General features: G+C 61.0%; 26 protein-coding genes. 14 read left to right on the top strand and 12 right to left on the bottom strand.

What is annotated here, in order from left to right; translation table 11 throughout:
* Positions 1–205 (bottom strand): alanine:cation symporter family protein (locus AC07Y2_RS21110; RefSeq protein WP_146040491.1); only part of this gene is annotated, 205 nt, incomplete at its 3' end.
* 176 nt (positions 206–381) lie between these two features.
* Between AC07Y2_RS21110 and AC07Y2_RS21105 the strand changes: the two genes are divergently transcribed.
* On the top strand, positions 382–1,191 hold the full coding sequence (locus tag AC07Y2_RS21105; protein ID WP_103386759.1) for a helix-turn-helix domain-containing protein: 810 nt from the start codon (positions 382–384) through the stop codon (positions 1,189–1,191).
* A gap of 3 nt (positions 1,192–1,194) precedes the next feature.
* On the opposite strand, the gene AC07Y2_RS21100 is transcribed toward AC07Y2_RS21105, so the two are convergent.
* Complete coding sequence (locus tag AC07Y2_RS21100; RefSeq protein WP_103386760.1) at positions 1,195–2,097, bottom strand: LysR family transcriptional regulator; 903 nt, start codon at positions 2,095–2,097, stop codon at positions 1,195–1,197.
* A gap of 161 nt (positions 2,098–2,258) precedes the next feature.
* Between AC07Y2_RS21100 and amaB the strand changes: the two genes are divergently transcribed.
* The 9 genes from amaB to AC07Y2_RS21055 all read left to right on the top strand — a co-directional run bounded on the left by amaB (position 2,259) and on the right by AC07Y2_RS21055 (position 13,267).
* Entirely contained in the window at positions 2,259–3,749 is a 1,491-nt protein-coding gene (gene amaB, locus AC07Y2_RS21095) for an L-piperidine-6-carboxylate dehydrogenase (RefSeq protein ID WP_064379117.1), read from the top strand.
* Positions 3,750–3,914: 165 nt separating this feature from the next.
* Positions 3,915–5,198, top strand: coding sequence for an L-pipecolate oxidase (amaA, locus tag AC07Y2_RS21090; RefSeq protein ID WP_103386761.1), 1,284 nt, complete (start codon positions 3,915–3,917; stop codon positions 5,196–5,198).
* A gap of 364 nt (positions 5,199–5,562) precedes the next feature.
* Positions 5,563–6,696: an ABC transporter substrate-binding protein gene (locus tag AC07Y2_RS21085; RefSeq protein WP_039766703.1), complete on the top strand. Its 1,134-nt coding sequence runs from the start codon at positions 5,563–5,565 to the stop codon at positions 6,694–6,696.
* A 229-nt stretch (positions 6,697–6,925) separates the two neighbouring features.
* Positions 6,926–7,840, top strand: a complete 915-nt coding sequence (locus tag AC07Y2_RS21080; RefSeq protein WP_039766704.1) for an ABC transporter permease subunit — start codon at positions 6,926–6,928, stop codon at positions 7,838–7,840.
* 3 nt (positions 7,841–7,843) lie between these two features.
* On the top strand, positions 7,844–9,145 hold the full coding sequence (gene livM / locus AC07Y2_RS21075; protein ID WP_039766706.1) for a high-affinity branched-chain amino acid ABC transporter permease LivM: 1,302 nt from the start codon (positions 7,844–7,846) through the stop codon (positions 9,143–9,145).
* Positions 9,142–10,014 carry an ATP-binding cassette domain-containing protein gene (locus AC07Y2_RS21070; RefSeq protein WP_064593137.1) on the top strand — a complete coding sequence of 291 codons (873 nt, stop codon included), beginning with the start codon at positions 9,142–9,144 and terminating at the stop codon, positions 10,012–10,014. Before livM ends, AC07Y2_RS21070 begins: the two co-directional genes overlap by 4 nt.
* Entirely contained in the window at positions 10,011–10,727 is a 717-nt protein-coding gene (locus tag AC07Y2_RS21065) for an ABC transporter ATP-binding protein (RefSeq protein ID WP_074689649.1), read from the top strand. The genes AC07Y2_RS21070 and AC07Y2_RS21065 overlap by 4 nt, the downstream gene beginning before the upstream one ends.
* Positions 10,728–11,466: 739 nt before the next feature.
* Positions 11,467–12,231, top strand: coding sequence for an SDR family oxidoreductase (locus AC07Y2_RS21060; RefSeq protein WP_011332209.1), 765 nt, complete (start codon positions 11,467–11,469; stop codon positions 12,229–12,231).
* A 130-nt stretch (positions 12,232–12,361) separates the two neighbouring features.
* A complete protein-coding gene (locus AC07Y2_RS21055) occupies positions 12,362–13,267 on the top strand; it encodes a cation diffusion facilitator family transporter (protein WP_103386762.1) in 906 nt (301 codons plus the stop codon).
* Positions 13,268–13,297: 30 nt separating this feature from the next.
* On the opposite strand, the gene AC07Y2_RS21050 is transcribed toward AC07Y2_RS21055, so the two are convergent.
* From AC07Y2_RS21050 to AC07Y2_RS21020, 7 genes are all read right to left on the bottom strand, one after another.
* Positions 13,298–14,425, bottom strand: coding sequence for an AGE family epimerase/isomerase (locus tag AC07Y2_RS21050; RefSeq protein ID WP_103386763.1), 1,128 nt, complete (start codon positions 14,423–14,425; stop codon positions 13,298–13,300).
* Between the two features lie 100 nt (positions 14,426–14,525).
* Positions 14,526–15,098, bottom strand: a complete 573-nt coding sequence (locus tag AC07Y2_RS21045) for a HupE/UreJ family protein (protein ID WP_074689651.1) — start codon at positions 15,096–15,098, stop codon at positions 14,526–14,528.
* Positions 15,099–15,125: 27 nt separating this feature from the next.
* Positions 15,126–15,740: an urease accessory protein UreG gene (ureG, locus tag AC07Y2_RS21040; RefSeq protein WP_007950645.1), complete on the bottom strand. Its 615-nt coding sequence runs from the start codon at positions 15,738–15,740 to the stop codon at positions 15,126–15,128.
* Positions 15,741–15,762: 22 nt separating this feature from the next.
* Complete coding sequence (locus AC07Y2_RS21035) at positions 15,763–16,437, bottom strand: urease accessory protein UreF (RefSeq protein ID WP_039766717.1); 675 nt, start codon at positions 16,435–16,437, stop codon at positions 15,763–15,765.
* Positions 16,434–16,934 (bottom strand): urease accessory protein UreE, encoded by a 501-nt coding sequence (gene ureE / locus AC07Y2_RS21030; protein ID WP_007950631.1) that lies wholly within the window; start codon positions 16,932–16,934, stop codon positions 16,434–16,436. The genes AC07Y2_RS21035 and ureE overlap by 4 nt, the downstream gene beginning before the upstream one ends.
* 203 nt (positions 16,935–17,137) lie before the next feature.
* A complete protein-coding gene (locus AC07Y2_RS21025) occupies positions 17,138–17,770 on the bottom strand; it encodes a TetR family transcriptional regulator (protein ID WP_039766718.1) in 633 nt (210 codons plus the stop codon).
* A 171-nt stretch (positions 17,771–17,941) separates the two neighbouring features.
* Positions 17,942–18,448 carry a hypothetical protein gene (locus tag AC07Y2_RS21020; protein WP_039766719.1) on the bottom strand — a complete coding sequence of 169 codons (507 nt, stop codon included), beginning with the start codon at positions 18,446–18,448 and terminating at the stop codon, positions 17,942–17,944.
* 381 nt (positions 18,449–18,829) lie between these two features.
* On the opposite strand from AC07Y2_RS21020, the gene AC07Y2_RS21015 reads away from it, so the two are divergent.
* Positions 18,830–20,905 (top strand): AsmA family protein, encoded by a 2,076-nt coding sequence (locus AC07Y2_RS21015; protein ID WP_103386764.1) that lies wholly within the window; start codon positions 18,830–18,832, stop codon positions 20,903–20,905.
* Positions 20,906–21,049: 144 nt separating this feature from the next.
* Here AC07Y2_RS21015 and AC07Y2_RS21010 read toward each other — a convergent pair whose 3' ends face one another.
* Both AC07Y2_RS21010 and AC07Y2_RS21005 read right to left on the bottom strand, forming a co-directional pair.
* Complete coding sequence (locus tag AC07Y2_RS21010; RefSeq protein WP_039766721.1) at positions 21,050–21,580, bottom strand: ferritin-like domain-containing protein; 531 nt, start codon at positions 21,578–21,580, stop codon at positions 21,050–21,052.
* Between the two features lie 98 nt (positions 21,581–21,678).
* Entirely contained in the window at positions 21,679–22,581 is a 903-nt protein-coding gene (locus AC07Y2_RS21005) for a LysR substrate-binding domain-containing protein (RefSeq protein ID WP_103386765.1), read from the bottom strand.
* A 119-nt stretch (positions 22,582–22,700) separates the two neighbouring features.
* Here AC07Y2_RS21005 and AC07Y2_RS21000 point away from each other — a divergent pair, with 119 nt between their 5' ends.
* The 3 genes from AC07Y2_RS21000 to AC07Y2_RS20990 all read left to right on the top strand — a co-directional run bounded on the left by AC07Y2_RS21000 (position 22,701) and on the right by AC07Y2_RS20990 (position 24,627).
* Entirely contained in the window at positions 22,701–23,339 is a 639-nt protein-coding gene (locus AC07Y2_RS21000; RefSeq protein ID WP_103386766.1) for an FMN-dependent NADH-azoreductase, read from the top strand.
* Positions 23,340–23,645, top strand: a complete 306-nt coding sequence (locus AC07Y2_RS20995; protein ID WP_007950617.1) for a DMT family transporter — start codon at positions 23,340–23,342, stop codon at positions 23,643–23,645.
* Between the two features lie 91 nt (positions 23,646–23,736).
* A complete protein-coding gene (locus AC07Y2_RS20990; RefSeq protein WP_103386767.1) occupies positions 23,737–24,627 on the top strand; it encodes an esterase/lipase family protein in 891 nt (296 codons plus the stop codon).
* Here the strand turns inward: AC07Y2_RS20990 and AC07Y2_RS20985 are convergent.
* Positions 24,624–24,872, bottom strand: a 249-nt coding sequence (locus AC07Y2_RS20985; protein WP_494990414.1) for an EamA family transporter, incomplete at its 5' end; no start/stop codon positions are given. The genes AC07Y2_RS20990 and AC07Y2_RS20985 overlap by 4 nt on opposite strands.

Here is a 24,872-nt window from a genome sequence, read left to right as displayed (position 1 = left end):
CCCGCCCGGCGAGGCTGAGGGTCAATGCCTGAAGCGAACTCAGATGGCGACTGCCGCTGCGCCAACTGCCCTGTAAAACGGTAAACATGTGCAGGAAATATCTGAACTGGACAAACCTTGATCGGATGGTGAAATAGCTACCCAGTCCAAGGACTACAGGGATCAAAACCTTTCCCGAAAGAAAGTCGTTGATGATGTCTAGCATTCAAAGCTCCTTGCTATTGAAAGTGCTGGCGTTTTTTATTAGCTGGCCAAGTCCTGAAACCTTTCAGGGCTCGTAATATCCAGCCATATTTCGCCGGGCGCAATTTCGCAACTTGCTTAAAAGTGATGCGAGTTGCTGCTATGGTTGCGCCTTCTAAAACTGTTTCAAGGATATTTATGTGGGAGTCTCTTCCAGCTAACTTAAGGCTTTTGTGCAGTCACTACAGATCTGTCGCGGAAGTCTGTAGGAAGATTCGAATTAATCGCGGGCAATTCAATAAGTATCTGTGTGGAAATAGTGTACCTACAGCTTTCAACTTGAAAAGAATCTGCGATTTTTTCGGGGTCGAGGCGTTTGAAATAGCCCTTCCGACAGAGCAATTCATCACACTGATCGGCATGAGGTCTAGGAAACCCGGCACAGTCGAAGAACAAACTGCACCGCAGAGAATGCTTGGACACCTGCGTCAACACTCCTCGCCGGAGCTCAAGGCGCACACTGGTTACTACTATGAGTACTATCACGCTATGACGGAGCCTGGCTCGATTCTGTGCTCGCTGGTGCACGTCTGTGAAGATGGATCAGACATCGTCTATGAGCGAAACGAGTGCTTACAGATTGCGGGTGCCGAAGGTGAGTTTGAAAGGTATCGATACATCGGGTTCGCTTACTACCTCAGAGATCGCCTGTTTCTTATCGACTACGAGTCACTGACCTCGAACGAGATCAGCCAAACTATTCTCATACCAAGCTTCAAAAGCTGCATCACACGGCTCAACGGTCTGAAAATGGGTGTGTCCGCCGCTGACCATCGGGCTCCGGCTTGTTCGCGAGTCGTTTGGGAGTATCTGGGGCAGGAAATCAATCGGATCGATGCTTATCGCCGGGTGCGACTTTATGACGTTGATGATCCGGTTATCGATGACGACCTGCGTGCGCGACTCACTCAAACCAAAGTAGTGGATGGGTTGTTTGTTATTGCCTGACCTTCAGCCAACAGGACTGTCGATCTGCTCCAGCATCCACTTCACGAAATCCCGCACCTTGGGCACTTCTGCCGCGTGTTCCGGATAGGCCAGGTAATAGGCGTCGGTGCTGGGCATCGCATGCTGCCAGGGAATGACCAGTTTGCCGTCGGCCAATTCCTCTTCCACCAGAAACCTCGGCAGCAGGGCGACGCCGCAACCGACCTGCGCGGCGCGGATGCACATATAAAAGGTTTCGAAGCGCGGGCCGTGGTAGCTGTGTTCGGTCTGATAGCTCTGGCTGTCGAACCAGTCGTGCCACGCTTGCGGGCGCGAAGCATTCTGCAGCAGGACCAGATCGGTGAGTTGCGTTGGATCAGTCAACGGAATGTCCGGCAGGCTACTCGGCGCGCAGACCGGCACCAGTTCTTCGCCGAACAGCTTCAGGCATTCGGTGCCGGGGCGTGAACCCTGGCCGAAATAGAACGCCAGGTCGCTGCGCCCTTGCAGCAAGTCATCGGCCTCCTGCTCGTTGCACAGGTCCAGATGGATCGACGGATGACGCAGACGCCAGCCCTTGAGGCGCGGCACCAGCCAGCGAGCGCCGAAGGTCGAGGGCGTGGAGACCCGCAGGACTTCGGTTTCGCCGCCGTAGGAACGCAGGTAATGGGTCGACATCTCGACCTGGGTCAGGATTTTTCTGACTTCCACCAGATACAGATCGCCGGCCGGGGTCATCTGCAAACGGCGGCGCACCCGGCGAAACAACAAGTGCTGCAGCAATTCTTCGAGCTGCGCCACCTGCTTGCTGACGGCGCTCTGGGTCAGGTTCAGTTCCTCGGCGGCCCGGGTGAAACTCAGGTGCCGGGTCACGGCCTCGAAGCACTGCAACGCGGTGATCGACGGCAAGTGGCGTTTGTTCAGCATGGGCGATCCTTTTCTTGTCTTTCTGCGCAGCATGAATAAACGGAATGATATCTCGCGTAAAGGTCGTTTGTTGCACAGCCTTCCTGACGCTACAACTAAAGGTCTGCCCGGTCGTGAAAACGCGCCCGCACACATTCAGTTTTTTGCTTGAGGAGTGACCCATGGTTGCCGCATTGCTTGATCGTCTAGGTGTGAACCCGGCCCTGTACCAGAACGGCAAAGTGCCGGTGCATTCGCCCATCGACGGCAGCCGCATCGGCGCCGTGAACTGGGAAGGCCCGGCCGAAGTCGAGCAGCACATCAGTCGCGCAGATCATGCGTTCGAACATTGGCGCAAGGTGCCGGCCCCGCGTCGTGGCGAACTGGTGCGTCAGTTCGGCGAAGTGCTGCGTGAATACAAGACCGAACTCGGTGAGCTGGTGTCCTGGGAAGCGGGCAAGATCACCCAGGAAGGCCTCGGTGAAGTGCAGGAGATGATCGACATCTGCGATTTCGCCGTCGGCCTGTCCCGCCAGTTGTACGGCTTGACCATCGCCTCCGAGCGTCCGGGCCACCACATGCGTGAAACCTGGCACCCGCTGGGCGTGGTCGGCGTGATCAGTGCGTTCAACTTCCCGGTCGCGGTGTGGGCATGGAACACCACGCTGGCGCTGGTCTGCGGAAACCCGGTGGTATGGAAGCCGTCGGAGAAAACCCCGCTGACCGCGCTGGCCTGTCAGGCGCTGTTCGAGCGCGTACTGAAGAACTTCAGCGATGCCCCGGCGCACCTGAGCCAGGTGATCATCGGCGGCCGCGATGCCGGCGAAGCGCTGGTGGATGACCCGCGTGTCGCGCTGATCAGCGCCACCGGCAGCACCCGCATGGGCCGCGAAGTGGCGCCGAAAGTCGCCGCCCGCTTCGCCCGCAGCATTCTCGAACTGGGCGGCAACAACGCGATGATCCTCGGCCCGAGCGCCGATCTGGACATGGCCGTGCGCGCCATTCTGTTCAGCGCCGTCGGCACCGCCGGCCAGCGTTGCACCACGTTGCGGCGCCTGATCGCCCATGAGTCGGTGAAAGAAGAAATCGTCACCCGCCTCAAAGCCGCGTACTCCAAGGTTCGTATCGGTCACCCGCTGGAAGGCAATCTGATCGGCCCGCTGATCGACAAGCACAGCTTCGAAAACATGCAGGATGCGCTGGAGCAGGCGCTGAGCGAGGGCGGTCGGGTGTTCGGCGGCAAGCGCCAACTGGAAGACCAATTCCCTAACGCCTACTACGTGTCGCCGGCCATCGTTGAAATGCCGGAGCAGAGCGACGTGGTGTGCAGCGAGACCTTCGCGCCGATCCTGTACGTGGTCGGTTACAGCGATTTCGAAGAGGCGCTGCGCCTGAACAATGCCGTGCCGCAAGGGTTGTCGTCGTGCATCTTCACCACCGATGTGCGCGAGGCCGAGAAATTCATGTCGGCGGTCGGCAGCGACTGCGGCATCGCCAACGTCAACATCGGCCCGAGCGGCGCGGAAATCGGCGGCGCGTTCGGTGGCGAGAAAGAAACGGGCGGCGGTCGTGAGTCGGGCTCGGATGCGTGGCGCGCGTACATGCGTCGGCAGACCAATACCGTGAACTACTCGCTGGAATTGCCGCTGGCGCAGGGCATCACGTTCGACTGACAGTGTTCTCAAAGCTATTGATCGTTCCCACGCTCTGCGTGGGAATGCTGCACCGAACGCTCCGCGTTCGCTTTCGGGACGCAGAGCGTCCCTGACTGCGTTCCCACGCAGAGCGTGGGAACGATCTCTTAGGTGTGTTTGGCAGGTTTCTGTTGGAGTCTGGCAATGCCGTTACGCGAAGAATGTCTGTGGGAAAAGCTTACGCCGCAACGCCCGGATAACACGGCGCTCAGGGGCGAGGTCAAGGTTGATGTCTGCGTGATCGGCGCCGGGTTTACCGGGCTGTCGGCGGCGCTGCATCTGCTGGAAAAGGGCAAGAGCGTCTGTGTGCTCGAAGCCCATCGCGCCGGGCATGGCGGCTCCGGGCGCAACGTCGGGCTGGTCAACGCCGGGATGTGGATTCCGCCGGACGAGATCGAGGCGGGATTCGGCGAGGCGGTCGGCAGTCAGCTCAACCGCATGCTCGGTGCGGCGCCGGCGCTGGTGTTCAGCCTTGTGGATAAATACAACATCGATTGCCAATTGCGCCGCGAAGGCACCCTGCACATGGCACATAACGCCAAGGGTGAGGCGGATCTGCGCAGTCGCGAAGAACAATGGAAGCGCCGCGGTGCGCCGGTCGAACTGCTGACTGGCAAGGCCTGTGAGCAGGCGACCGGTACACAGAAGATCGCCGCCGCGCTGCTCGACCGGCGCGCCGGTACGCTCAATCCGATGGCCTACGTCACCGGGCTGGCCAACGCTGTAATGAGCCTTGGCGGGCAGATGTTCGATCACTCGCCGGTCGCGCGTCTTGAACGGCAAGGGCAGAAATGGTCGGTGCAGACCGAGCAGGGTTCGGTGCTGGCCGAACAAGTGGTGATCGCCTCCAACGCCTACACCGAAGGCGACTGGACCGAACTCAAGCGCAATTTCTTCCCCGGTTACTACTATCAGGTCGCTTCGGTGCCGCTCACCGAAGACGCTGCCCAGGAAATTCTCCCGGGCGGGCAGGGCTCGTGGGATACCCGCCAGGTGCTGAGCAGCATCCGCCGCGACAAGGACGGGCGTTTGTTGCTGGGCAGCCTCGGCAACGGCAATCAGAAACCGACCTGGTTCCTCAAGGCCTGGGCCGACCGGGTGCAGCAGCATTACTTCCCCAATCTGAAACCCGTGGAGTGGGAATGCACCTGGACCGGGCGCATCGCGTTCACCCCTGATCATTTGATGCGCCTGTTCGAACCGGCGCCGGGACTGGTGGCCGTCACCGGTTACAACGGCCGTGGGGTGACTACCGGCACCGTGGTCGGCAAGGCCTTCGCCGATTACCTGTGTAACGGAAATCCTCAGGCATTGCCGATTCCCTTCGCACCGATGCAGCCGCTGGCAGGGGTGGGTTTGCGCAGTTGTCTGTACGAGGCCGGGTTCTCGCTGTATCACGCGGGCCAGTGCCTGCGGATCGTCATCTGAGTGTTGAAATATGTTGCCGGAAGCGGCGCTTTTCGATGTAGCGACTAGCCTGTAATGGTGCGGGTTGTAGCAGTCCCGCACCAGCAGTGTGCAGTTCGGTGACGCGGGCTGTTACAGGCTGGTTGCACGTCGTTTGGCGCCGCGGTTGCAATGATGGCGCGTGCGGGTTGCGCCTGAAAAAATAAATGGTTTCACCTTCCGCGGTTTAGACGGTTGCACGCCCAATGAAAATGGGAACGAAACAGTCGAAATAACAAGAAAGCAGCGACTTTTTGAAGAATAAAAAACCGATGGCACGGCCCTTGCTCTGAGCATTCAAGTGAAGTCGCAGTGCCAACTAAAAAAAACCTTGGAGCACCACCTCATGTCCCAGACGTTTTACAAGAAAGGCTTTCTGGCCCTCGCAGTGGCTACTGCGCTGGGTGTTTCTGCGTTTGCACAAGCTGATGTGAAAATCGGTGTGGCGGGTCCGATGACGGGCGCCAACGCGGCATTTGGCGAGCAATACATGAAAGGGGCACAAGCGGCGGCCGACGCGGTCAACGCGGCGGGCGGCGTCAACGGGGAGAAGATCGTCCTGGTCAAGGGCGATGACGCTTGCGAGCCGAAACAGGCGGTGACGGTCGCCAAGGATCTCACCAACCAGAAAGTCGCCGGTGTGGTCGGCCACTTCTGCTCGTCCTCCACCATTCCTGCGTCCGAGATCTACGACGAAGCCGGCATCATCGCGATCACCCCGGGTTCCACCAACCCGCAAGTGACCGAGCGCGGCCTGAGCGCCATGTTCCGTATGTGCGGCCGTGACGACCAGCAAGGCATCGTCGCCGGCGACTACATCGTCGACGTGCTCAAGGGCAAGAAAGTCGTCGTGCTGCACGACAAGGACACCTACGGTCAGGGCCTGGCCGACGCGACCAAGGCTCAGCTGGAAAAACGCGGCGTGAAGCCAGTGTTGTACGAAGGCCTGACCCGTGGCGAAAAAGACTTCAGCACCATCGTCACCAAGATCCGTGGCGCCGGCGCCGATGTCGTCTACTTCGGTGGCCTGCACCCGGAAGCCGGCCCGCTGGTTCGCCAACTGCGTGAACAAGGCCTGAAAGACGTCAAGTTCATGTCCGATGACGGCATCGTGACCGACGAACTGGTGACCACCGCCGGCGGCCCGCAATTCGTCGACGGCGTGCTGATGACCTTCGGTGCCGACCCACGCCTGCTGCCAGACAGCAAGACCGTGGTAGATGCATTCCGCAAGGCTGGCACCGAGCCTGAAGGCTACACCCTGTACGCCTATGCATCGGTTCAGACCCTGGCCGCCGCCTTCAACGGCGCCAAGTCGAACAAGGGCGAGGAGGCCGCTGCCTGGCTGAAGAAGAACCCGGTCAAGACCGTCATGGGCGAGAAGACCTGGGACTCCAAAGGCGACCTTAAGGTCTCCGACTACGTGGTCTACCAGTGGGACAAGGACGGCAAATATCACCAGCTGGAAAAGCAGAAGTAACGGCACCTGATCAACCGGACGCCACATTCCCTGTGGGAGCGGGCTTGCCCGCGATGACGGCCTGACAGTCGACAACTTTGTTGAATGTTCTACCGCTATCGCTGGCAAGCCAGCTCCCACAAGGGGGCTGCGGTTTCCTGTCTGACATTGCTCCGACGTAAATCTGTATTTTTCCTAGAAGAACCGCGCGCCTCAGGGTGTGCAGGTTCTCACTGCGTGAGATTGCGTTATGGATGGTATTTTCCTGCAGCAACTGGTCAACGGCCTGACCCTCGGGTCGGTCTATGGCCTGATCGCCATCGGCTACACAATGGTCTACGGCATCATCGGCATGATCAACTTCGCCCACGGCGAGGTTTACATGATTTCTGCTTACCTGGCGGCAATCAGTCTGGCTCTGCTGGCTTACTTCGGTATTGAATCCTTCCCGCTGCTGATGCTCGGCACCCTGGTATTCACCATCGTGATCACGGCGGTGTATGGCTGGGTCATCGAGCGAGTCGCTTACAAACCCCTGCGCAATTCCACCCGACTGGCACCGTTGATCAGCGCCATCGGCATCTCTCTGATTCTGCAGAACTACGCACAGATCGCCCAAGGCGCCAAACAACAGGGCGTTCCCACCCTGCTGACCGGTGCATGGCGTGTCGAAGTCGGTACCGGCTTCGTGCAACTGACCTACACCAAAGTCTTCATCCTGGTGGCCGCATTCGTCGGCATGGGCCTGCTGACCTACGTCATCAAGTACACCAAGCTCGGGCGCATGTGCCGTGCGACCCAGCAGGACCGCAAGATGGCTTCGATCCTCGGCATCAACACCGACCGGGTGATTTCTTACGTGTTCATCATCGGTGCGGCCATGGCGGCGTTGGCCGGCGTGCTGATCACCATGAACTACGGCACCTTCGACTTCTATGCCGGCTTCATCATCGGCATCAAGGCATTTACCGCGGCAGTACTGGGCGGGATCGGTTCGCTGCCTGGCGCCATGCTCGGCGGGATCATCCTCGGGATCTCCGAGTCGCTGTTCTCGGGCCTGGTCAACTCCGACTACAAAGACGTGTTCAGCTTCTCGCTGCTCGTACTTGTTCTGGTCTTCCGGCCTCAGGGCCTGCTGGGCCGTCCTCTTGTGTCGAAGGTGTAAGCGATGTCTTCAACCACTACAAAATCCATTGATGTCAAAAAAAGCCTGGTTGAGGCGATTCTCGCCGGTCTGATCGCCCTGATCGTGTTCGGGCCGATCGTCGGCGTGGTACTCGACGGCTACAGCTTCAACCTCGAACCGACCCGCGTGGCGTGGATCATTGCCATCGTCATGGCCGGCCGGTTTGCCCTCAGTCTGTTCCTGCAAACCCCGAAAGGCCTGCGCATTCTCGACGGATTCGAGAGCACCGGTTCCGGCGTACATGTGCTGGCCCCGGACTACAAATCGCGCCTGCGCTGGATCATCCCGCTGATGATCGCCATCGCCGTGGCGTTGCCGTTCTTCTCCAACTCCTACCTGCTGGGCGTGGTCATCCTCGGTTTGATCTACGTGCTGCTGGGGCTGGGACTGAACATCGTGGTGGGCCTGGCCGGCCTGCTCGACCTGGGTTACGTGGCGTTCTACGCCATCGGCGCCTACGGTCTGGCGCTCGGGTATCAGTACCTCGGCCTGGGCTTCTGGACCGTGCTGCCACTGGCGGCGATCACCGCTGGCCTTGCCGGTTGCATCCTCGGTTTCCCGGTATTGCGTCTGCACGGCGACTACCTGGCGATCGTGACCCTGGGCTTCGGTGAAATCATTCGTCTGGTGCTCAACAACTGGCTGTCCCTGACCGGCGGCCCGAACGGCATGCCGGCGCCACTGCCGACCTTCTTCGGTCTGGAGTTCGGCAAGCGGGCGAAGGATGGCGGGGTGCCGTTCCACGAGTTCTTCGGCATCGCCTACAACCCGGACGTGAAGTACTACTTCATCTATGCGGTGCTGTTCCTGGTGGTACTGGCCGTGCTGTACATCAAGCATCGCCTGGTGAAGATGCCGGTCGGCCGCGCCTGGGAAGCCCTGCGTGAAGACGAGATCGCCTGCCGCTCGATGGGCCTCAACCACGTGCTGGTCAAGCTCTCGGCGTTCACTATCGGTGCGTCCACGGCGGGTCTGGCGGGTGTGTTCTTCGCCACCTATCAAGGTTTCGTCAACCCGACCTCGTTCACCTTCTTCGAATCGGCGCTGATCCTCGCCATCGTTGTGCTCGGTGGCATGGGCTCGACCATCGGTGTGGTGATCGCAGCGTTCGTGCTGACCGTCGCCCCGGAACTGCTGCGCGGCTTCGCCGAATACCGCGTGCTGCTGTTCGGGATCCTGATGGTGTTGATGATGATCTGGCGACCTCGCGGGCTGATCCGCATCAGCCGTACCGGGGTCACTCCACGCAAAGGTGCCATTCACTATGAGAGGACTGCGCCATGAGTGAAGTCGTACTCTCTGTTGAAAAACTGATGATGCACTTCGGTGGCATCAAGGCCTTGAGCGATGTCAGCCTGAAGGTCAAACGCAACTCGATCTTCGCCCTGATCGGCCCCAACGGCGCCGGCAAGACCACGGTGTTCAACTGCCTGACCGGGTTCTACAAGGCCTCCGGCGGCAAGATCGAACTCAACGTGCGCGGCCGGCAGACCAACGTCATCCAGCTGCTGGGCGAATCGTTCAAGCCGACCGACTTCGTCTCGCCGAAAAACTTCGCCAGTCGCCTGTACTACAAGATGTTCGGCGGCACCCATCTGGTGAACCGCGCGGGCCTGGCCCGGACGTTCCAGAACATTCGCCTGTTCAAGGAAATGTCGGTGCTGGAGAACCTGCTGGTGGCCCAGCACATGTGGGTCAACCGCAACATGCTGGCCGGCATCCTCAACACCAAGGGCTATCGCAAGGCTGAAAGCGACGCGCTGGACTGCGCGTTCTACTGGCTGGAAGTGGTGGATCTGGTGGACTGCGCCAACCGTCTGGCCGGTGAGCTTTCCTACGGCCAGCAACGGCGTCTGGAGATCGCCCGAGCCATGTGCACGCGGCCGCAGATCATCTGCCTCGACGAACCGGCCGCCGGCCTCAACCCTCAGGAAACCGAAGCGCTGAGCGCGATGATCCGGCTGCTGCGCGACGAGCACGATCTGACCGTGGTGCTGATCGAACACGACATGGGCATGGTAATGAGCATTTCCGATCACATCGTGGTGCTGGACCACGGCATCGTCATCGCCGAGGGCGGGCCGGATGCCATTCGTAACGATCCGAAAGTGATCGCCGCTTACCTGGGCGCCGATGAAGAGGAAGTCGTATGACGCAACCCATCCTCGAACTCAAGGATCTGGACGTGTTCTACGGCCCGATCCAGGCCCTCAAAGGCGTTTCGCTGCAGATCAACGAAGGGGAAACCGTCAGCCTGATCGGCTCCAACGGTGCCGGCAAATCCACGCTGCTGATGTCGATCTTCGGCCAGCCTCGGGCGGCGGGCGGGCAGATCCTGTATCAGGGCGTGGACATTACCCACAAGTCATCGCACTACATCGCCTCCAACGGCATCGCGCAATCGCCGGAAGGGCGGCGGGTGTTCCCCGACATGACCGTCGAGGAAAACCTGCTGATGGGCACCATTCCGATCGGCGACAAGTTCGCCAAGGAAGACATGCAGCGCATGTTCGAGCTGTTCCCGCGGCTCGAGGAGCGCCGTAATCAGCGGGCCATGACCATGTCCGGCGGCGAGCAGCAGATGCTCGCCATCGCCCGGGCGTTGATGAGCCGGCCCAAGCTGTTGCTGCTGGATGAGCCGAGCCTGGGGCTGGCGCCGATCGTGGTCAAACAGATCTTCGCCACCCTGCGGGAACTGGCGAAGACCGGCATGACCATTTTCCTCGTCGAACAGAACGCCAACCATGCGTTGAAGCTGTCCGACCGGGCATACGTGATGGTCAATGGCGAGATCCGCCTGACGGGAACCGGCCAGGAACTGCTGGTGAACGAGGAGGTGCGTAACGCTTACCTCGGCGGTCACTGATCGTTTGAAGTTGTCCACAAGCCCCGATGCGTGAGTGTCGGGGCTTTTTTGCGCCCGACTGTTCACCGAAGACAGACACGTTCGGGAAATTGTGGAAAACAAAATCGCCAACCTGCCAAAGCGCGACATATAGACGCTGCAAATGGCTGTTTTTCCACAGTTTTGACTTGTCCCCGTTTGCTGTGGAGCTGGCTGTGAATAACGTGGGTGTAGCTCGCTGAAAGCCTTGTAAACCGAGGCTTTCAGGGGTGTGATTGTTTTTTGAGCAGTGTGTTTTTGCTGAAGGGAAGGCCAGTTTGTCAACCTTTTTTATGGGGTACAAAAAGGTGCTGATCGTTGTGGTCAATCCTGTGGATAAGTCTGTGATTAAACTCTGGAAAGACTCGGCTGAGGGCCGTAATTGCTGGCCTCGCGCAATCATGGGCATGACCGGCCGGTCGTGCAAAATGCCCTGCCCGGCACAACTGGTTGTTCAGGGTCAAGCAAAAAACTTTCTGAATCGCTCGCAAAGCCTTGTGTGGCGCGGCTTTGCGCTTTTCCACTTGCCCCCGGAAACTGTGGAAGGGCTTGTGGATAACGTGCGTGCACATGGCTCCAGGCCACGGCGCATATGGCGTAGCGGCCATTGATCAATTAATGAGCAGGATTCGGTGGTTGCCGGTTAAAGCAGGGCCGGGCATGCTGCCCGCTGATTTTCTATTCCAATGGCTGCCCGGGCGGCCGAAGCAAGGAGAACACGATGTCCAACACCCTGTTTATCACCGGCGCGACCTCCGGTTTTGGTGAAGCCTGTGCCCGTCGTTTTGCCGAGGCCGGCTGGAAACTGGTGCTGACCGGTCGTCGTGAAGAACGCCTCAACGCGCTGTGCGCCGAACTGTCGAAGCAGACCGAAGTGCATGGCCTGGTGCTCGACGTGCGTGATCGCAAGGCGATGGAGGAGGCGATTGCCAATCTGCCGCCATCGTTCGCCAAGCTGCGCGGCCTGATCAACAACGCCGGCCTGGCGCTGGGCGTGGACCCTGCACCGAAGTGCGACCTCGATGATTGGGACACCATGGTCGACACCAACGTCAAAGGCCTGATGTACAGCACTCGCCTGTTGCTGCCTCGGCTGATCGCCCACGGTCGTGGCGCCGGCATCATCAACCTCGGCTCCATCGCCGGTAACTATCCGTACCCGGGCAGCCACGTTTATGGCGCGACCAAGGCGTTCGTCAAACAGTTCTCGCTGAACCTGCGTTGCGATCTGCAGGGCACTGGCGTGCGTGTCAGCAACATCGAGCCGGGCCTGTGCGAGAGCGAGTTCTCGCTGGTGCGTTTCGCCGGCGATCAGGCGCGTTACGACGCCACCTACGCCGGTGCCGAGCCGATCCAGCCGCAGGACATCGCCGAGACCATCTTCTGGGTGCTGAATGCGCCGGCGCACATCAACATCAACAGCCTTGAGCTGATGCCGGTGAGCCAGACCTGGGCGGGTTTTGCCATCGAGCGTAACAAGGCCTGATACGGTGTTGCCCTCTTCGCCAATCTGTTGGCGAAGAGGGCAAATCGGCCAAATTCTGGCAGTAAGGTAGACTCACTCCTCAACAACCCCACCGCACCCTGCGGTTTTCAAGGTTTTTCGAGGAGTCAAAGTGAGTAACCGAGGTGAGCAGTCGCTGCTCAAACAATCCACCCTTCTAATGTTGGCCGTGTCGATCGCCGGGATCGTCACCGGTTTTGTTTCGGGTTCCCAGTCCATCCTGTTCGATGGCTTTTTTTCGCTGATTGCCACCTTCATCAAAGTCCTGATGCTGATCACCGCGAAGCTGATCGCCAAGCAAAGCAACCAGCGCTTCCAGTTCGGCTTCTGGCACCTGGAGCCGATGGTGCTGCTGATCGAGGGCAGTTTCCTGTTGCTGATCGCGATCTACGCGTTTCTCAACGGTGTGTTCGGCATCATCAATGGCGGACGTGAAATCGAACTGGGCCTGGTGATCATCTACGCGGCGGTGTTCACCGTTGTCGAGTTCGCCTACTTCTTCTATGTGCGCCACCGCAATCGCACGCTCAAGTCGAGCCTGATCCAGTTCGACAACATCAGCTGGCTGGTGGACGCGATGCTGTCCGTGGGCCTGTTGATCAGTTTCCTTGCGGCGCTGTTGCTCCAGTCCCAGGGTTATGGCGAGTGGGCGAAATTTGTCGACCCGCTGATCCTGATCGTGCTGGCCCTGACCATGCTGCCGCCGGCCTTCAAGATCCTCGGCCCGGCGCTGCGGGACGTGCTCGGCATTGCGCCGGACACGCTGGACGATCAGGTGCGTCAGGTGATGGACGCGGCCAAGGCCGAGCATGGTTTCGACGACTACGTGTCCTACGTGCAGAAGCACGGGCGGGCGCGGTTCATCGAGATTCATGTGGTGTTGCCAGCGGACTACCGGCTGCAGAGCGTCGGGCAGCTGGATGCGCTGCGTGAAGAGATTTCCGCGAAGCTGGGCAAACCGGATGCGGCGCGCTGGCTGACCATCAGCTTCACTGGCGACAGGAAGTGGATTGCTTGATTTGTGCGGGCGCGCGGGCTCGCCACGACGTCAGCTCAGATAGTCGGCGATGCCGCGATAGCAGGTCGCCAAATGATACGGCGTGGTCGACGGCATGTCCTTGCGGCTGACCTGGCCCTGATCGTCACGGCACTCGTGCCAGCCGCCGGCATGCAGAAAGCGCTGTTGCAACGCCTGCAACTGGCGCCGCACCGCGCTCTCGCTGTTCGGGCGCAAGGTCAGGGCGCGCAGGTATTCGGCCTGGGCCCAGATGCGCTGGGTCGAATCCTTCCCGTGTCCTTGCGGATCAAGCATGGCCAGCACCGCACCGGTGTCGGCCTCGACGCCCTGCTGTTCGGTGAAGGCAAACGCACGATCCACTGCCGCGTGCAGCTTCGACCCGCGCAGCAGCGGTGAGGATTCGAGCAGGAAATACCATTCGAACTGATGCCCCGGTTCAAACCAGTTATCCACAGCCCCCAGCGGCTTTTCCATCAACACGCCCTGTTGCGGTTCGATGAAGTGCTTGTGCATGGCTGTGCATAACTCGTTCAGCGCCTGCTGTGTCTGGGGATCTTCGCGCACGGCCAGCGTGGCCAGGAAGGCCTCGGCCAAGTGCATCAGCGGGTTTTGCAGCGGGCCGGTTTCCAGCGTGATCCAGTCGCGGTCGAGGCAGGCTTCGTAGAGGCCGTCGCCCGTTGCGAAGCGCCGGCCGATCACTTCCAGCGCGGCGTTGAGCGTCGATTCCACCAAGGGCTCGCGGGAGTTTTCCCAGTAATGCGCGCAGGCGAACAGGATAAAGGCGTGGGTGTAGAGGTCCTTGCGCTGATCCAGCGGTTTGCCCTGTGGATCGATGCTGTAGAACCAGCCGCCGTGCTCGGCATCGTGGAAGTGCCGTTGCAGGGAACGGAACAGTGCAGCCGCGCGGACTTCGGCGTTATCCACAACCCCGATCAGGCTGGAAAACAGGTACAGCTGCCGTGCGCAGGCCATGGCCCGATAGCGCTGCGGTGGCAGCGGCTGATGTGCGCCGTCCAGCGCCTCGTAAGGCAACGCCATGTCGGCGTTCCAGCCCGGTCCTTGCCAGAGGGGCACGATCACGTTCAGAAAGTGCTGTTGCACTTCGCCGAACAGGGCGGTCAGTTCAGGCAGGGAGGTGGAGCGGGAAGCGTGGGGCATGGGCGGACGTCGTCACGGCAGGGGCGATTGCGCGACATGGTAGCAGAGAGTGGCGATCGATCGTTCCCGCGCCATGCGCGGGAACGATCAGAGGTGCAGTTCAGCCGGCCAACAACCACGCGCCCGTCACCGCCGAAGCGGCTCCGGCCAGTCGAACCAGCGGCGCGGCCGCCTGAGGCAGAAAACGCACGACCGCATAACCCGCCGCATGCAGCGCAGCCGTTGCGACCACGAAACCGGCGGCATACGCCCATGGGCTCGACATGTCCGGCAACTCGAGGCCGTGAGCCACGCCGTGGAACAATGCAAACAGCGCCGTTGCCGCCACCGCCATCACCAGTGGCGGACGCACGGCCAGCGCCACCGCCAGACCCAGCGCCAGCACCGAGGCGGCAATCCCGCTTTCCAGCGCCGGCAATTCCAGTCCTTCAAAACCGAGCAGGCCACCGATCAGCATGGTGCCGACAAAGGTGCACGGCAGCGCCCAGCGTGCGGCGCCTTGCTGCTGCGCGGCCCACAGGCCGACGGCCAGCATTGCCAGCAAATGGTCGAGACCGCCGATCGGGTGGCTGATGCCGGCCACCAGGCCAGAGTCGCCGTGGCCAGGGTGGGCGAAGGCCAGGGCCGGAGTCAGCAGCAGCGCGACAGCGCCGAGAATGCGTTTGAGTGTCATGGATAAGCTTCCTTGTTGATCAGTGAATCAGGCTGCGGTCAGCAGGCCCTGGCGTTCGATGAAGGCGATAATGTCTTCCAGGCCCTGACCGGTTTTCTGGTTGCTGAACACGAACGGCTTGCCGTTGCGCATGCGTTGGGTGTCGCTGTTCATCATCTCCAGCGAGGCGCCGACCAGCGGCGCAAGGTCGATCTTGTTGATCACCAGCAGGTCGGATTTGCAAATGCCGGGCCCGCCCTTGCGCGGCAGCTTGTCGCCGGCGGAAACGTCGATCACGTAGATGGTCAGGTCGGACAGTTCCGGGCTGAAGGTCGCGGACAGGTTGTCGCCGCCGGACTCCACCAGAATCAGGTCCAGCCCGGGAAAGCGGCGGTTCAGTTGATCCACCGCTTCGAGGTTGATCGAGGCGTCCTCACGAATGGCGGTGTGCGGGCAGCCACCGGTTTCCACGCCGATGATGCGTTCCGGCGCCAGCGCTTCGTTGCGCACCAGAAAGTCGGCGTCTTCGCGGGTGTAGATGTCGTTGGTCACCACGGCCAGGTTGTAGCGCTCGCGCAGGGCCAGGCACAGGGCCAGGGTCAACGCGGTCTTGCCGGAACCGACCGGGCCGCCGATGCCGACGCGCAGGGGTTGTGTGTTCATGTGATTCTCCAGATAAAAGGCCCTAGGAACGGAACAGGCGGCTGTACTGGCGCTCATGGGCCATGCACGCCAGGGACAGACCGAACGCGGCGCTGCCGAGGTGTTCGGGATTGATTCGGGTGGCGTCCTGCTGCGCCTGTTGCAGCAGCGGCAGCAGTTCGCTGGTCAGGCGCTGGGCGGCTTGCTGGCCCAGCGGCAAGGTTTTCATCAGCACCGCGAGCTGGTTTTCCAGCCAGCTCCACAGCCACGCAGCGAGGGCGTCCTGCGGGCTGATCTGCCAGGCGCGAGCCGCCAAGGCCCAGCACAGGGCCAAGTGCGGCTCGGCGCAATGTTCGAGAAAGTCCCGCGCGGGCTGATCGAGTTCGGGCAAGCCGTTGAGCAATTGCTGCAACGAGTAGCCCATCTGCCGGCTCTCCAGATGCAGTTCGCGGGTTTCGCGGCTGGCGCGATGGCTCTCGCAGAGCTTGCGCAATTCATCCCAGTGTTCGTCCGCCGCGGCCTGGCAATGGGCGAGCAACATGGGCGCCTCGAACCGCGCGAGGTTGAGCAGCAATTGATCGCTGATCCAGCGGCGGGCGCTGTCCGGGCTGTCGACGCGGCCGTTATCCACAGCCATTTCCAGGCCCTGGGAATAGCTGTAGCCGCCAATCGGCAATTGCGGACTGGCCAGGCGCAGCAGCGCCCAGGCCGGGTTCACAGACGGACGCCGAACTGATGGAGTTTCGGCGCGTAGTTGAAGTCTTCGTCACCGTGCCGCGAATGGTGATGGCCGCCGCCGTAGGCGCCGTGTTCCGGCTGGAACGGGGCCTCGATCGATTCCACGGCGGCGCCGAGCTGTTCGAGCATCGCCTTGAGCACGTAATCGTCAAGCAGCCGCAGCCAGCCGTCACCGACTTGCAGCGCAACATGGCGGTTGCCCAGGTGATAGGCGGCGCGGGTCAGTTCGAAAGCATTGGCGCAGGTGACGTGCAGCAATTGTTCGGGGCGGGCGCAGACCCGGACGATCCGGCCATCTTCGGCTTGCAGGCACTCGCCGTCATACAGCGGCGGCTGACCGCGCTCCAGAAACAGTCCGACGTCCTCGCCTTCGGCACTGAAACAGCGCAGGCGGCTTTTGCTCCTGGCTTCGAAGGTCAGGTGCAACTCGGCGGCCCAGACGGGTTGAGGGTCGATTCTGCGATGAATCACCAGCATCGGAAAGCTTCCAGCAATGGACAATGCTCAGGCTAGAGCAAGGGGCTTGCCAATCGGACGAAGCGTAGGAAAACCCTGTCGGAGCCTAGTTGATGTTTCAAGATGTTGCAGGATTGTGAGATGTTTTGGTGCATGAAGTTTTTTACATGCACCAATTTGCGGCGCAAAAAAATCGCAGCTCAAGGCTGCGATTTTTTGCTTTCTCACTCGGTACTGCCGAGCCCTTGCCAGTGCTTCAGCCCGATGAAGATAAAGCGCAACTGCTGGGTGATCTTCGCCTGGGGCGTCAGATGCTCCGGCAGGGCTTCGGCCGGCGGGTCGATGATGTCCGGCAGGGTGGCGAACACCGATTTGACGATCAGATCGGCCATCACGCTCAGGCCATCGCGATTCAGATGCTGAAGCTTGGGCATCAGGGCCAGGTCCGCCGCCAGGTCGGAGCTGATGTCTTCACGCAAGCGGCCGATGGCCTGACGCACCGGCAACGATCCGCCGTACTGCTCGCGGGCCAGAAACAGGAATTGCGAACGGTTGGCGCTGACCACGTCGAGGAAGATCCGCACCGACGCATCGATGATGCCGCCCATGACGAATTCGTTGTGGCGTACCAGGCGGATGGTTTCGCGGAAGGTCTGGCCGACTTCACTGACCAGCACCAGGCCGAGTTCGTCCATGTCGGCGAAATGCCGGTAGAAACCGGTGGGCACGATGCCGGCGGTTTTCGTCACTTCACGCAGGCTCAGGCTGCCGAATCCTCGGCCGCTTTCCATCAGGTGGCGGGCAGCGTCCATCAGGGCGTTGCGGGTCTGTTGTTTCTGTTCGGCGCGGGGCAGCATCGCAAGGGAGTGTTCTTAGGCAAGACAAGCGCCGCACTCTAGCAAATCGGCTTTGTCGGCGTCGAACGGCAGGGGGGATGAAAGCGGGAAATCGCGACTTCTTTATACAGGCTGCTGAAAAGTCAAAAGCCCAATCCGGGGATTGGGCTTTTTTTCCAGGCCGCCATGGGCTTAGCTCAAAGCGCTGTTGCGTTCGATCACACGGTCACCACCACCTTCGGCCAGAGTTTGACCTTGTGGAGTGCGGTCACCACCGTCCGATGCCAGGGTCTGGCCTTGGGGAGTGCGGTCGCCGCCGTCAGAAGCCAGAGTCTGACCTTGTGGGGTACGGTCGCCGCCGTCAGATGCCAGGGTTTGACCTTGTGGAGTGCGATCCGAACCGTCTTGAACCAGACCTTTCTCTTCCAGACGATCGCGGCCGCCTTCAGCTACGGTTTGACCTTGTGGGGTTTTGTCATAGCCATCTTGAACCAGGCCTTTTTCTTCCAGACGGTTACGACCGTTTTCAGCCAGGGTCTGGCCTTGTGGAGTGCGGTCGGAGCCATCAGCAGCAACGGTCTGGCTGAACACCGAGTGGCTGGTTTTGACTTGCGGAGTCGCTTGATCGGCAGCTGGCAGAGCGAAAGCGGTGCTGGCCAGCATCGAGAGGGTAAGACTGAACAGAAGTTGGCGTTTCATGATGGGTTGCTCCTTGGGAGGGCGATAAAGTGGGTACGAAGCTAATGCTACTCTCGATAAGTCGATATAAAAGTTCATAAACACAATGGTAATAATCAACAGAATTGATTGTTCCATTGGGAGGCTCTAGCTCGGGCGTTTCAGGCGGGCGGTTTTGCACTGCGGTGGGTATTTTCCACCCACTTGCGCCCCGCAAATGTGCGGGGGCGGTAACGCCAATTCGACCGATCAGTCAGAATGACAACCGTTTTTTCCCCTCGCTGGGGCTTTGGATTAAACCTGCGGGCTGTTTGTCAGTCACAGATTTCATGAGGGCCATCATGGCCTGCCGTTTCAGCTGCGTCGTGCCAATGGATGCAGTCGTCTTCAGGAGCTTTGTGCATGACGCGCACCCGTAAAATCTTCGCCTGGACCTTCGCCACCCTTGTGCTGCTTCTGGCGGTGCTGGTGTTGGTCATCGTGTTTTTCGACTGGAACCGGATCAAGCCGCCGCTCAATGCCAAAGTCTCGGAAGAATTGCACCGACCGTTCGCCATCAACGGCAACCTGTCGGTGGTCTGGCGGCGCGAAATCGACGAGGGCGGCTGGCGCGCCTGGGTGCCGTGGCCGCATGTAGTGGCCGAAGACCTGACGCTGGGCAATCCGGACTGGTCGAAGCAGCCGCAGATGGTCACCCTCAAACGGGTCGAGCTGCGCATTTCACCGCTGGCCTTGCTGGCGCAACGGGTGACGATCCCGCGCATCGACCTGACCGAGCCCAACGCGCAATTGCAGCGCCTGGCCGATGGTCGCGCCAACTGGACCTTCAAGTTCGATCCCAAGGATCCGAATGCCGAGCCCTCGAACTGGGTGGTCGACATCGGCGCCATCGGTTTCGACAAGGGCCACGTCACCCTGGATGACCAGACCCTCAGGACCAACCTCGACTTGCTGATCGATCCGCTGGGCAAGCCGATTCCGTTCAGCGATATCGTCGGTGACAAAGCCGCGAAAACCGCACAGGACAAGGGCGGCGCACCGCAGGATTACGCCTTCGGCCTGAAAGTCACCGGCCAGTACCACGGCCAGAAACTCGCCGGCCAGGGCAAGATCGGCGGCCTGCTGGCGCTGCAGGATGCGAGCAAACCGTTCCCGTTGCAGGCCCAGGCGAAGATCGGCGATACCAGCATCGAACTCGCGGGCACCCTGACCGATCCGCTGAATCTCGGCGCCCTCGACCTGCGCCTGAAACTGGCCGGCGCCAGCCTCGGCAATCTGTATCCGTTGACCGGCGTGACCCTGCCGGACACCCCGCCTTATGCCACCGACGGCCACTTGATCGCCAAGCTGCATGAGCCGGGCGGCGCGCAGTTCCGCTATGAGCAGTTCAACGGCAAGATCGGTAGCAGCGACATCCATGGCGATCTGGCTTACGTCGCCAGCCAGCCACGGCCCAAGCTGAGTGGCGCGCTGCTGTCCAATCAATTGCTGTTCGCTGACCTCGCGCCGCTGATCGGTGCCGACTCCAATGCCAAGCAGAAGGCCCGTGGCGGCGAGAGCAAACAGCCGGCGGACAAGGTGTTGCCGGTGGAAGAATTCAAGACCGAGCGCTGGCGCGACATGGACGCCGACGTCGAATTCACCGGCAAACGCATCGTCCACAGCGAAGAACTGCCGTTCACCGACCTCTATACCCACCTGAAACTCAACGACGGCGAACTGAGTCTGGAGCCACTGCGCTTCGGCGTGGCCGGCGGCAATCTCGACGCGCAGATTCGTCTCAACGGTCGTACCGAGCCACTGGAAGGCCGGGCCAAATTGACCGCGCGCAAGTTCAAGCTCAAACAGCTGTTCCCGACCTTCGAACCGATGAAGACCAGTTTCGGTGAACTCAACGGCGATGCCGACATTGCCGGTCGCGGCAACTCGGTGGCGAAGCTGTTGGGCGGTGCCAACGGCAACCTGAAGATGCTGATCAACGACGGCGCGATCAGTCGCGAGTTGATGGAGCTGGCAGGCCTCAACGTCGGCAACTACGTGGTCGGCAAGATCTTTGGCGACAAGGAAGTGAAGATCAACTGCGCGGCGGCGGACTTCGACATCAAGACTGGCCTGGCGAGCACGCGGCTGTTTGTGTTCGATACCGAGAACGCAATCATCTACATCGATGGCACGGCGAACATGGCCACCGAGCAACTGGACCTGACGGTGACGCCGGAATCCAAGGGCTGGCGTTTGATTTCCCTGCGTTCGCCGTTGTACGTGCGTGGCAAGTTCATCAAGCCGGATGCCGGGGTCAAAGCGGTGCCGTTGATGTTGCGCGGGGCGGGGATGGTGGCGTTGGGCGTGATCGCCGCGCCGGCGGCGGGGCTGCTGGCGCTGGTGGCGCCGAGCGGCGGCGAGCCGAACCAGTGCGCGCCGTTGCTGGAGCAGATGAAGGCGGGCAAGGCACCGGTGACCGTCAAACCCACCAAGTAATCGCAGCAACCCGATCGTTCCCACGTCGAGGCGTCGAACCGTCTGCGTGGGAACGCCGCCATAGACGCTCTTGGGACGCGGAGCGTCCCGGGATGCATTCCCACGCAGAGCGTGGGAACGATCGGTCAGCGGGGGTAGCGGGGATTAGAGGTCTTTCAGTATGTCGGCCATGTCATCGGCATGCTCTTCTTCCTGAGCCAGGATGTCTTCGAAGATCCGGCGGGTGGTCGGGTCCTTTTCACCGATGTACTGGATGATCTCGCGGTAGCTGTCGATGGCGATCCGCTCGGCCACCAGGTCCTCGTAGACCATTTCCTTCAAGGTGTTGCCGGCCACGTATTGCGCGTGGGACATCTTCGACAGCAAGTCCGGGTTGAACTCGGGCTCGCCGCCCAGTTGCACGATGCGTTCGGCGAGACGGTCGGCGTGTTCGGCTTCCTGGGTGGCATGTTCCAGGAACTCGTTGGCGGCGACGTTGGCTTTCAGGCCGTTGGCCATGAAGTAGTGGCGCTTGTAGCGCAGGACGCAGACCAGTTCAGTGGCCAGCGATTCGTTGAGCAGGCGCAGCACTTCTTCGCGGTTGGCGCTGTAGCTTTCGGTCACCGCGCCATTTTCCACGTGCTGGCGTGCGCGCTCGCGCAGGGTTTGAACATCAGACAAATGCAGATCACTCATTTCAGTCTCCTGGAGGCTAATCCGATTGGCGTCACGTTCTGCTGACGTGATCGTTACCTGGTTGTGAGTGATGAACGCGGCAAAAAGTTTTGTCGGATTCAGCGCGGGGCATGTCCCGAAAGCAATGCTTCCTCGCGCAGCCAGGCAAAAAACGCCTTCACCGGTGGATGCCGTTCACGGCCCGGTACGCAAAGTGCGCTGTATCCGGCGCCGTCGACCTGCACTTCACCCTTGTACGGCACCAGCAGACCACTGGCGACGCTCTGCGACACCAGAATGTTGCTCGCCAGCACCAGCCCCTGTCCGGCAATGGCCGCTTGCAGGGCGTAATGCTCTTCGTCGTATTCGCGGACGGCCGGGTGCTGATTCAGCCAGTTCTCGCCCGACTGCGCGCACCAGGCCTCCCAGCCGTGGGCGTAGAGCTTCGAATTGTGCCAATGCACGCTGATCAGCGCCGGGGTGCGACGGGCGGCCAGCGCCACCTGTTCCGGCGAGCCGTACACGCCGAACGATTCATCGAACAGGCACAACCCATAGAGGTTCGGGTAATCGTCGAGGCTGTAGCGCAACACCAGATCGACGCTGGCGTCCTGATGCAGGTCGATCACTTCGCAATGCGTATCCAGCCGCACATTGATGTTCGGATGCTTCGCATAAAACCGCCCCAGTCGCGGCACCAGCCATAGCGCAGCAAACGCGGCGGTGGTCGACAGCGTCAGGCTGCTGCCGCTGCGTTGCGGGCGCAGGGTGTCGACGCTTTGCGCCACTTCCAGAAACGCGCCGTGCAGGCTGCGAAACAGCCGCTCGCCGCCCTCGGTCAGGCGCACCTGGCGCGGCAGGCGTTCGAACAGCGCCACGCCGAGCCAGTCCTCCAGCGCGCGGATCTGATGGGAAATCGCCGTGGGCGTCACCGCCAGTTCTTCGGCGGCCGCCTTGAAACTCAACAGACGTGAGGCGGATTCGAACGCGCGCAGGGCGGTTAGGGGCAAGGCAGCAAACATGAAAGCTCCACGGATGAAATCAATTCATCCAGACTGATTTTTGCTCATTTGAGGCGGTGATGTGATGCCTGCAATCTGGCGCCACACAGTCACTCAAGTCTAGTCCCAAGGAGATTCAGATGAGCAAGATTCTTGCGATCCATGCCAGCCCACGCGGTGAGCGTTCTCATTCGCGGCGTCTGGCAGAAACCTTTCTCAGCGCCTGGCAAGTTCGTCATCCACAGGCGCAGGTTACCCGCCGTGAAGTCGGGCGGGCATTGATTCCGGCGGTGAATGAAGCGTTTGTCGCGGCGGCGTTCTACCCGGAACCCGAGGCTCGGCCGCTGACGATGCAAGCCGATCTGGCGCTCAGCGATCAACTGGTGGGCGAGCTGTTCGATCACGACCTGCTGCTGATTTCCACGCCGATGTACAACTTCAACGTACCCAGCGGCCTCAAGGCCTGGGTCGATCAGATCGTGCGGTTGGGCCTGACGTTCGACCACACCCTGGACAACGGCATCGCCCAGTACACGCCGCTGTTGCACGGTAAGAAGGCGCTGATCGTCACCAGTCGCGGCGGTTTCGGTTTCGGCCCGGGCGGAGAGCTGGAGGCGCTGAACCACGCCGATCCATGGCTGCGCACCGCGCTGGGCTTCATCGGCATCAACGATGTCACGGTGGTCGCCGCCGAGGGCGAGGAATCCGCCGAGCGCACCTTCGCGGTGTCGGTGGCCGAGGCCGAGCAGCGCTTGCTCGACCTGGCCCGGGAGTTCTAGGTGGCCTGGCTGTTTCTGCTGATCGCGGCCGGGTTCGAGGTCACATTCGCCATGGGCATGAAGTACGCCGAGGGTTTCACCCGGCTCTGGCCGTCGCTGATCACCGTGGTCGCGGCGGTGGGCGGGATTTATTTCCTGACCCTGGCGATGCGCGAGTTGCCGGTGAGCATCGCCTATCCGATCTGGACCGCCATCGGCTCGCTCGGCACGGTGTTTCTCGGTTTCGCCCTGCTGGGCGAGAGTCTGACGCTGGTGAAGTTGCTGTCGGTGGGGCTGATTGTGGCGGGGGTGGTGGGGCTGAAGTAGGCTGGTCGTGGAGTTGTCATCATCGAGGAGGATGCTTGGCGGGCGTTTTGCACGCCTTGCATCCACTCACCGACCACAAGGATGTTTGCCCATGTCGCAAGATTCGGCCACACGTTATCCACTGGTGCTGGTGCCGGGAATGCTCGGTTTCATCCGTCTGGTGCTGTACCCCTACTGGTACGGGATCATCAAAGCGTTGCGCCGGGGTGGTGCGACGGTGATTGCGGTGCAGGTGTCGCCGCTCAATTCCACCGAAGTGCGCGGCGAGCAGTTGCTGACGCGCATCGATGAAATCCTGCGCAAGACCGGCGCGGCCAAGGTCAATCTGTTCGGCCATAGCCAGGGTTCGCTGACGGCACGTTACGCGGCGGCCAAGCGACCGGATCTGGTGGCGTCGGTGACGTCGGTTGCCGGGCCCAATCACGGTTCGGAACTGGCCGACTATCTGGCGAAACACTATCCGGCGGACAGCGCCAAGGGCCGAATCCTCGAGGCGCTGTTGCGTTTTGTCGGCTGGCTGATGGCGCTGCTGGAGACCGGCTACCACGGGCCGAAACTGCCGGTGGATATCCATGCCTCGCACAACTCGCTGACCACCGAAGGCGTGGCGCTGTTCAATCAGCGTTATCCACAGGGCCTGCCTGATACATGGGGCGGGCAGGGACCGGAAGAGGTCAACGGCGTGCGTTATTACTCGTGGTCCGGCACCTTGCAGCCGGGCAAGACCGATCGCGGTGGCAACCTGTTCGATGGCACCAACCGCAGCTGTCGGTTGTTCGCCAAAACCTTCGTGCGCGAGCCGGGGCAGTGCGACGGCATGGTCGGCCGATACAGCTCGCACCTGGGCACGGTCATCGGCGATGACTACCCGATGGATCACTTCGACATCGTCAACCAGTCACTGGGACTGGTCGGCAAAGGCGCGGATCCGGTGCGGCTGTTTGTCGAGCATGCGGCACGGTTGAAAGCCGCAGGAGTCTAGGCTGCGCTTGGAGTGCGGGAGCGACCGAGGACGGTGGTCCAGCGCTCGGAAAGAATTACCCCACCCAGTGTCAGCAAACCACCGACCAGGTGATACATCGCCAGTTGTTCCTTCAATACCACCGCAGCAATCAGCGCGGTGATCAACGGCAGCAGGTTAAAGAACAGCGTGGTCCGGCTCGGGCCCAGACGCTGCACGGCCTGCATCCACGCCAGCGGCGCGAGCATCGAGGCCAGCAGGCACGC

It is taken from the genome of Pseudomonas sp. GW456-12-1-14-TSB6 (assembly GCF_059424205.1).
Note: the sequence above shows the minus strand (reverse complement) of the source record. Positions and strands in the feature narration are given on the sequence as shown.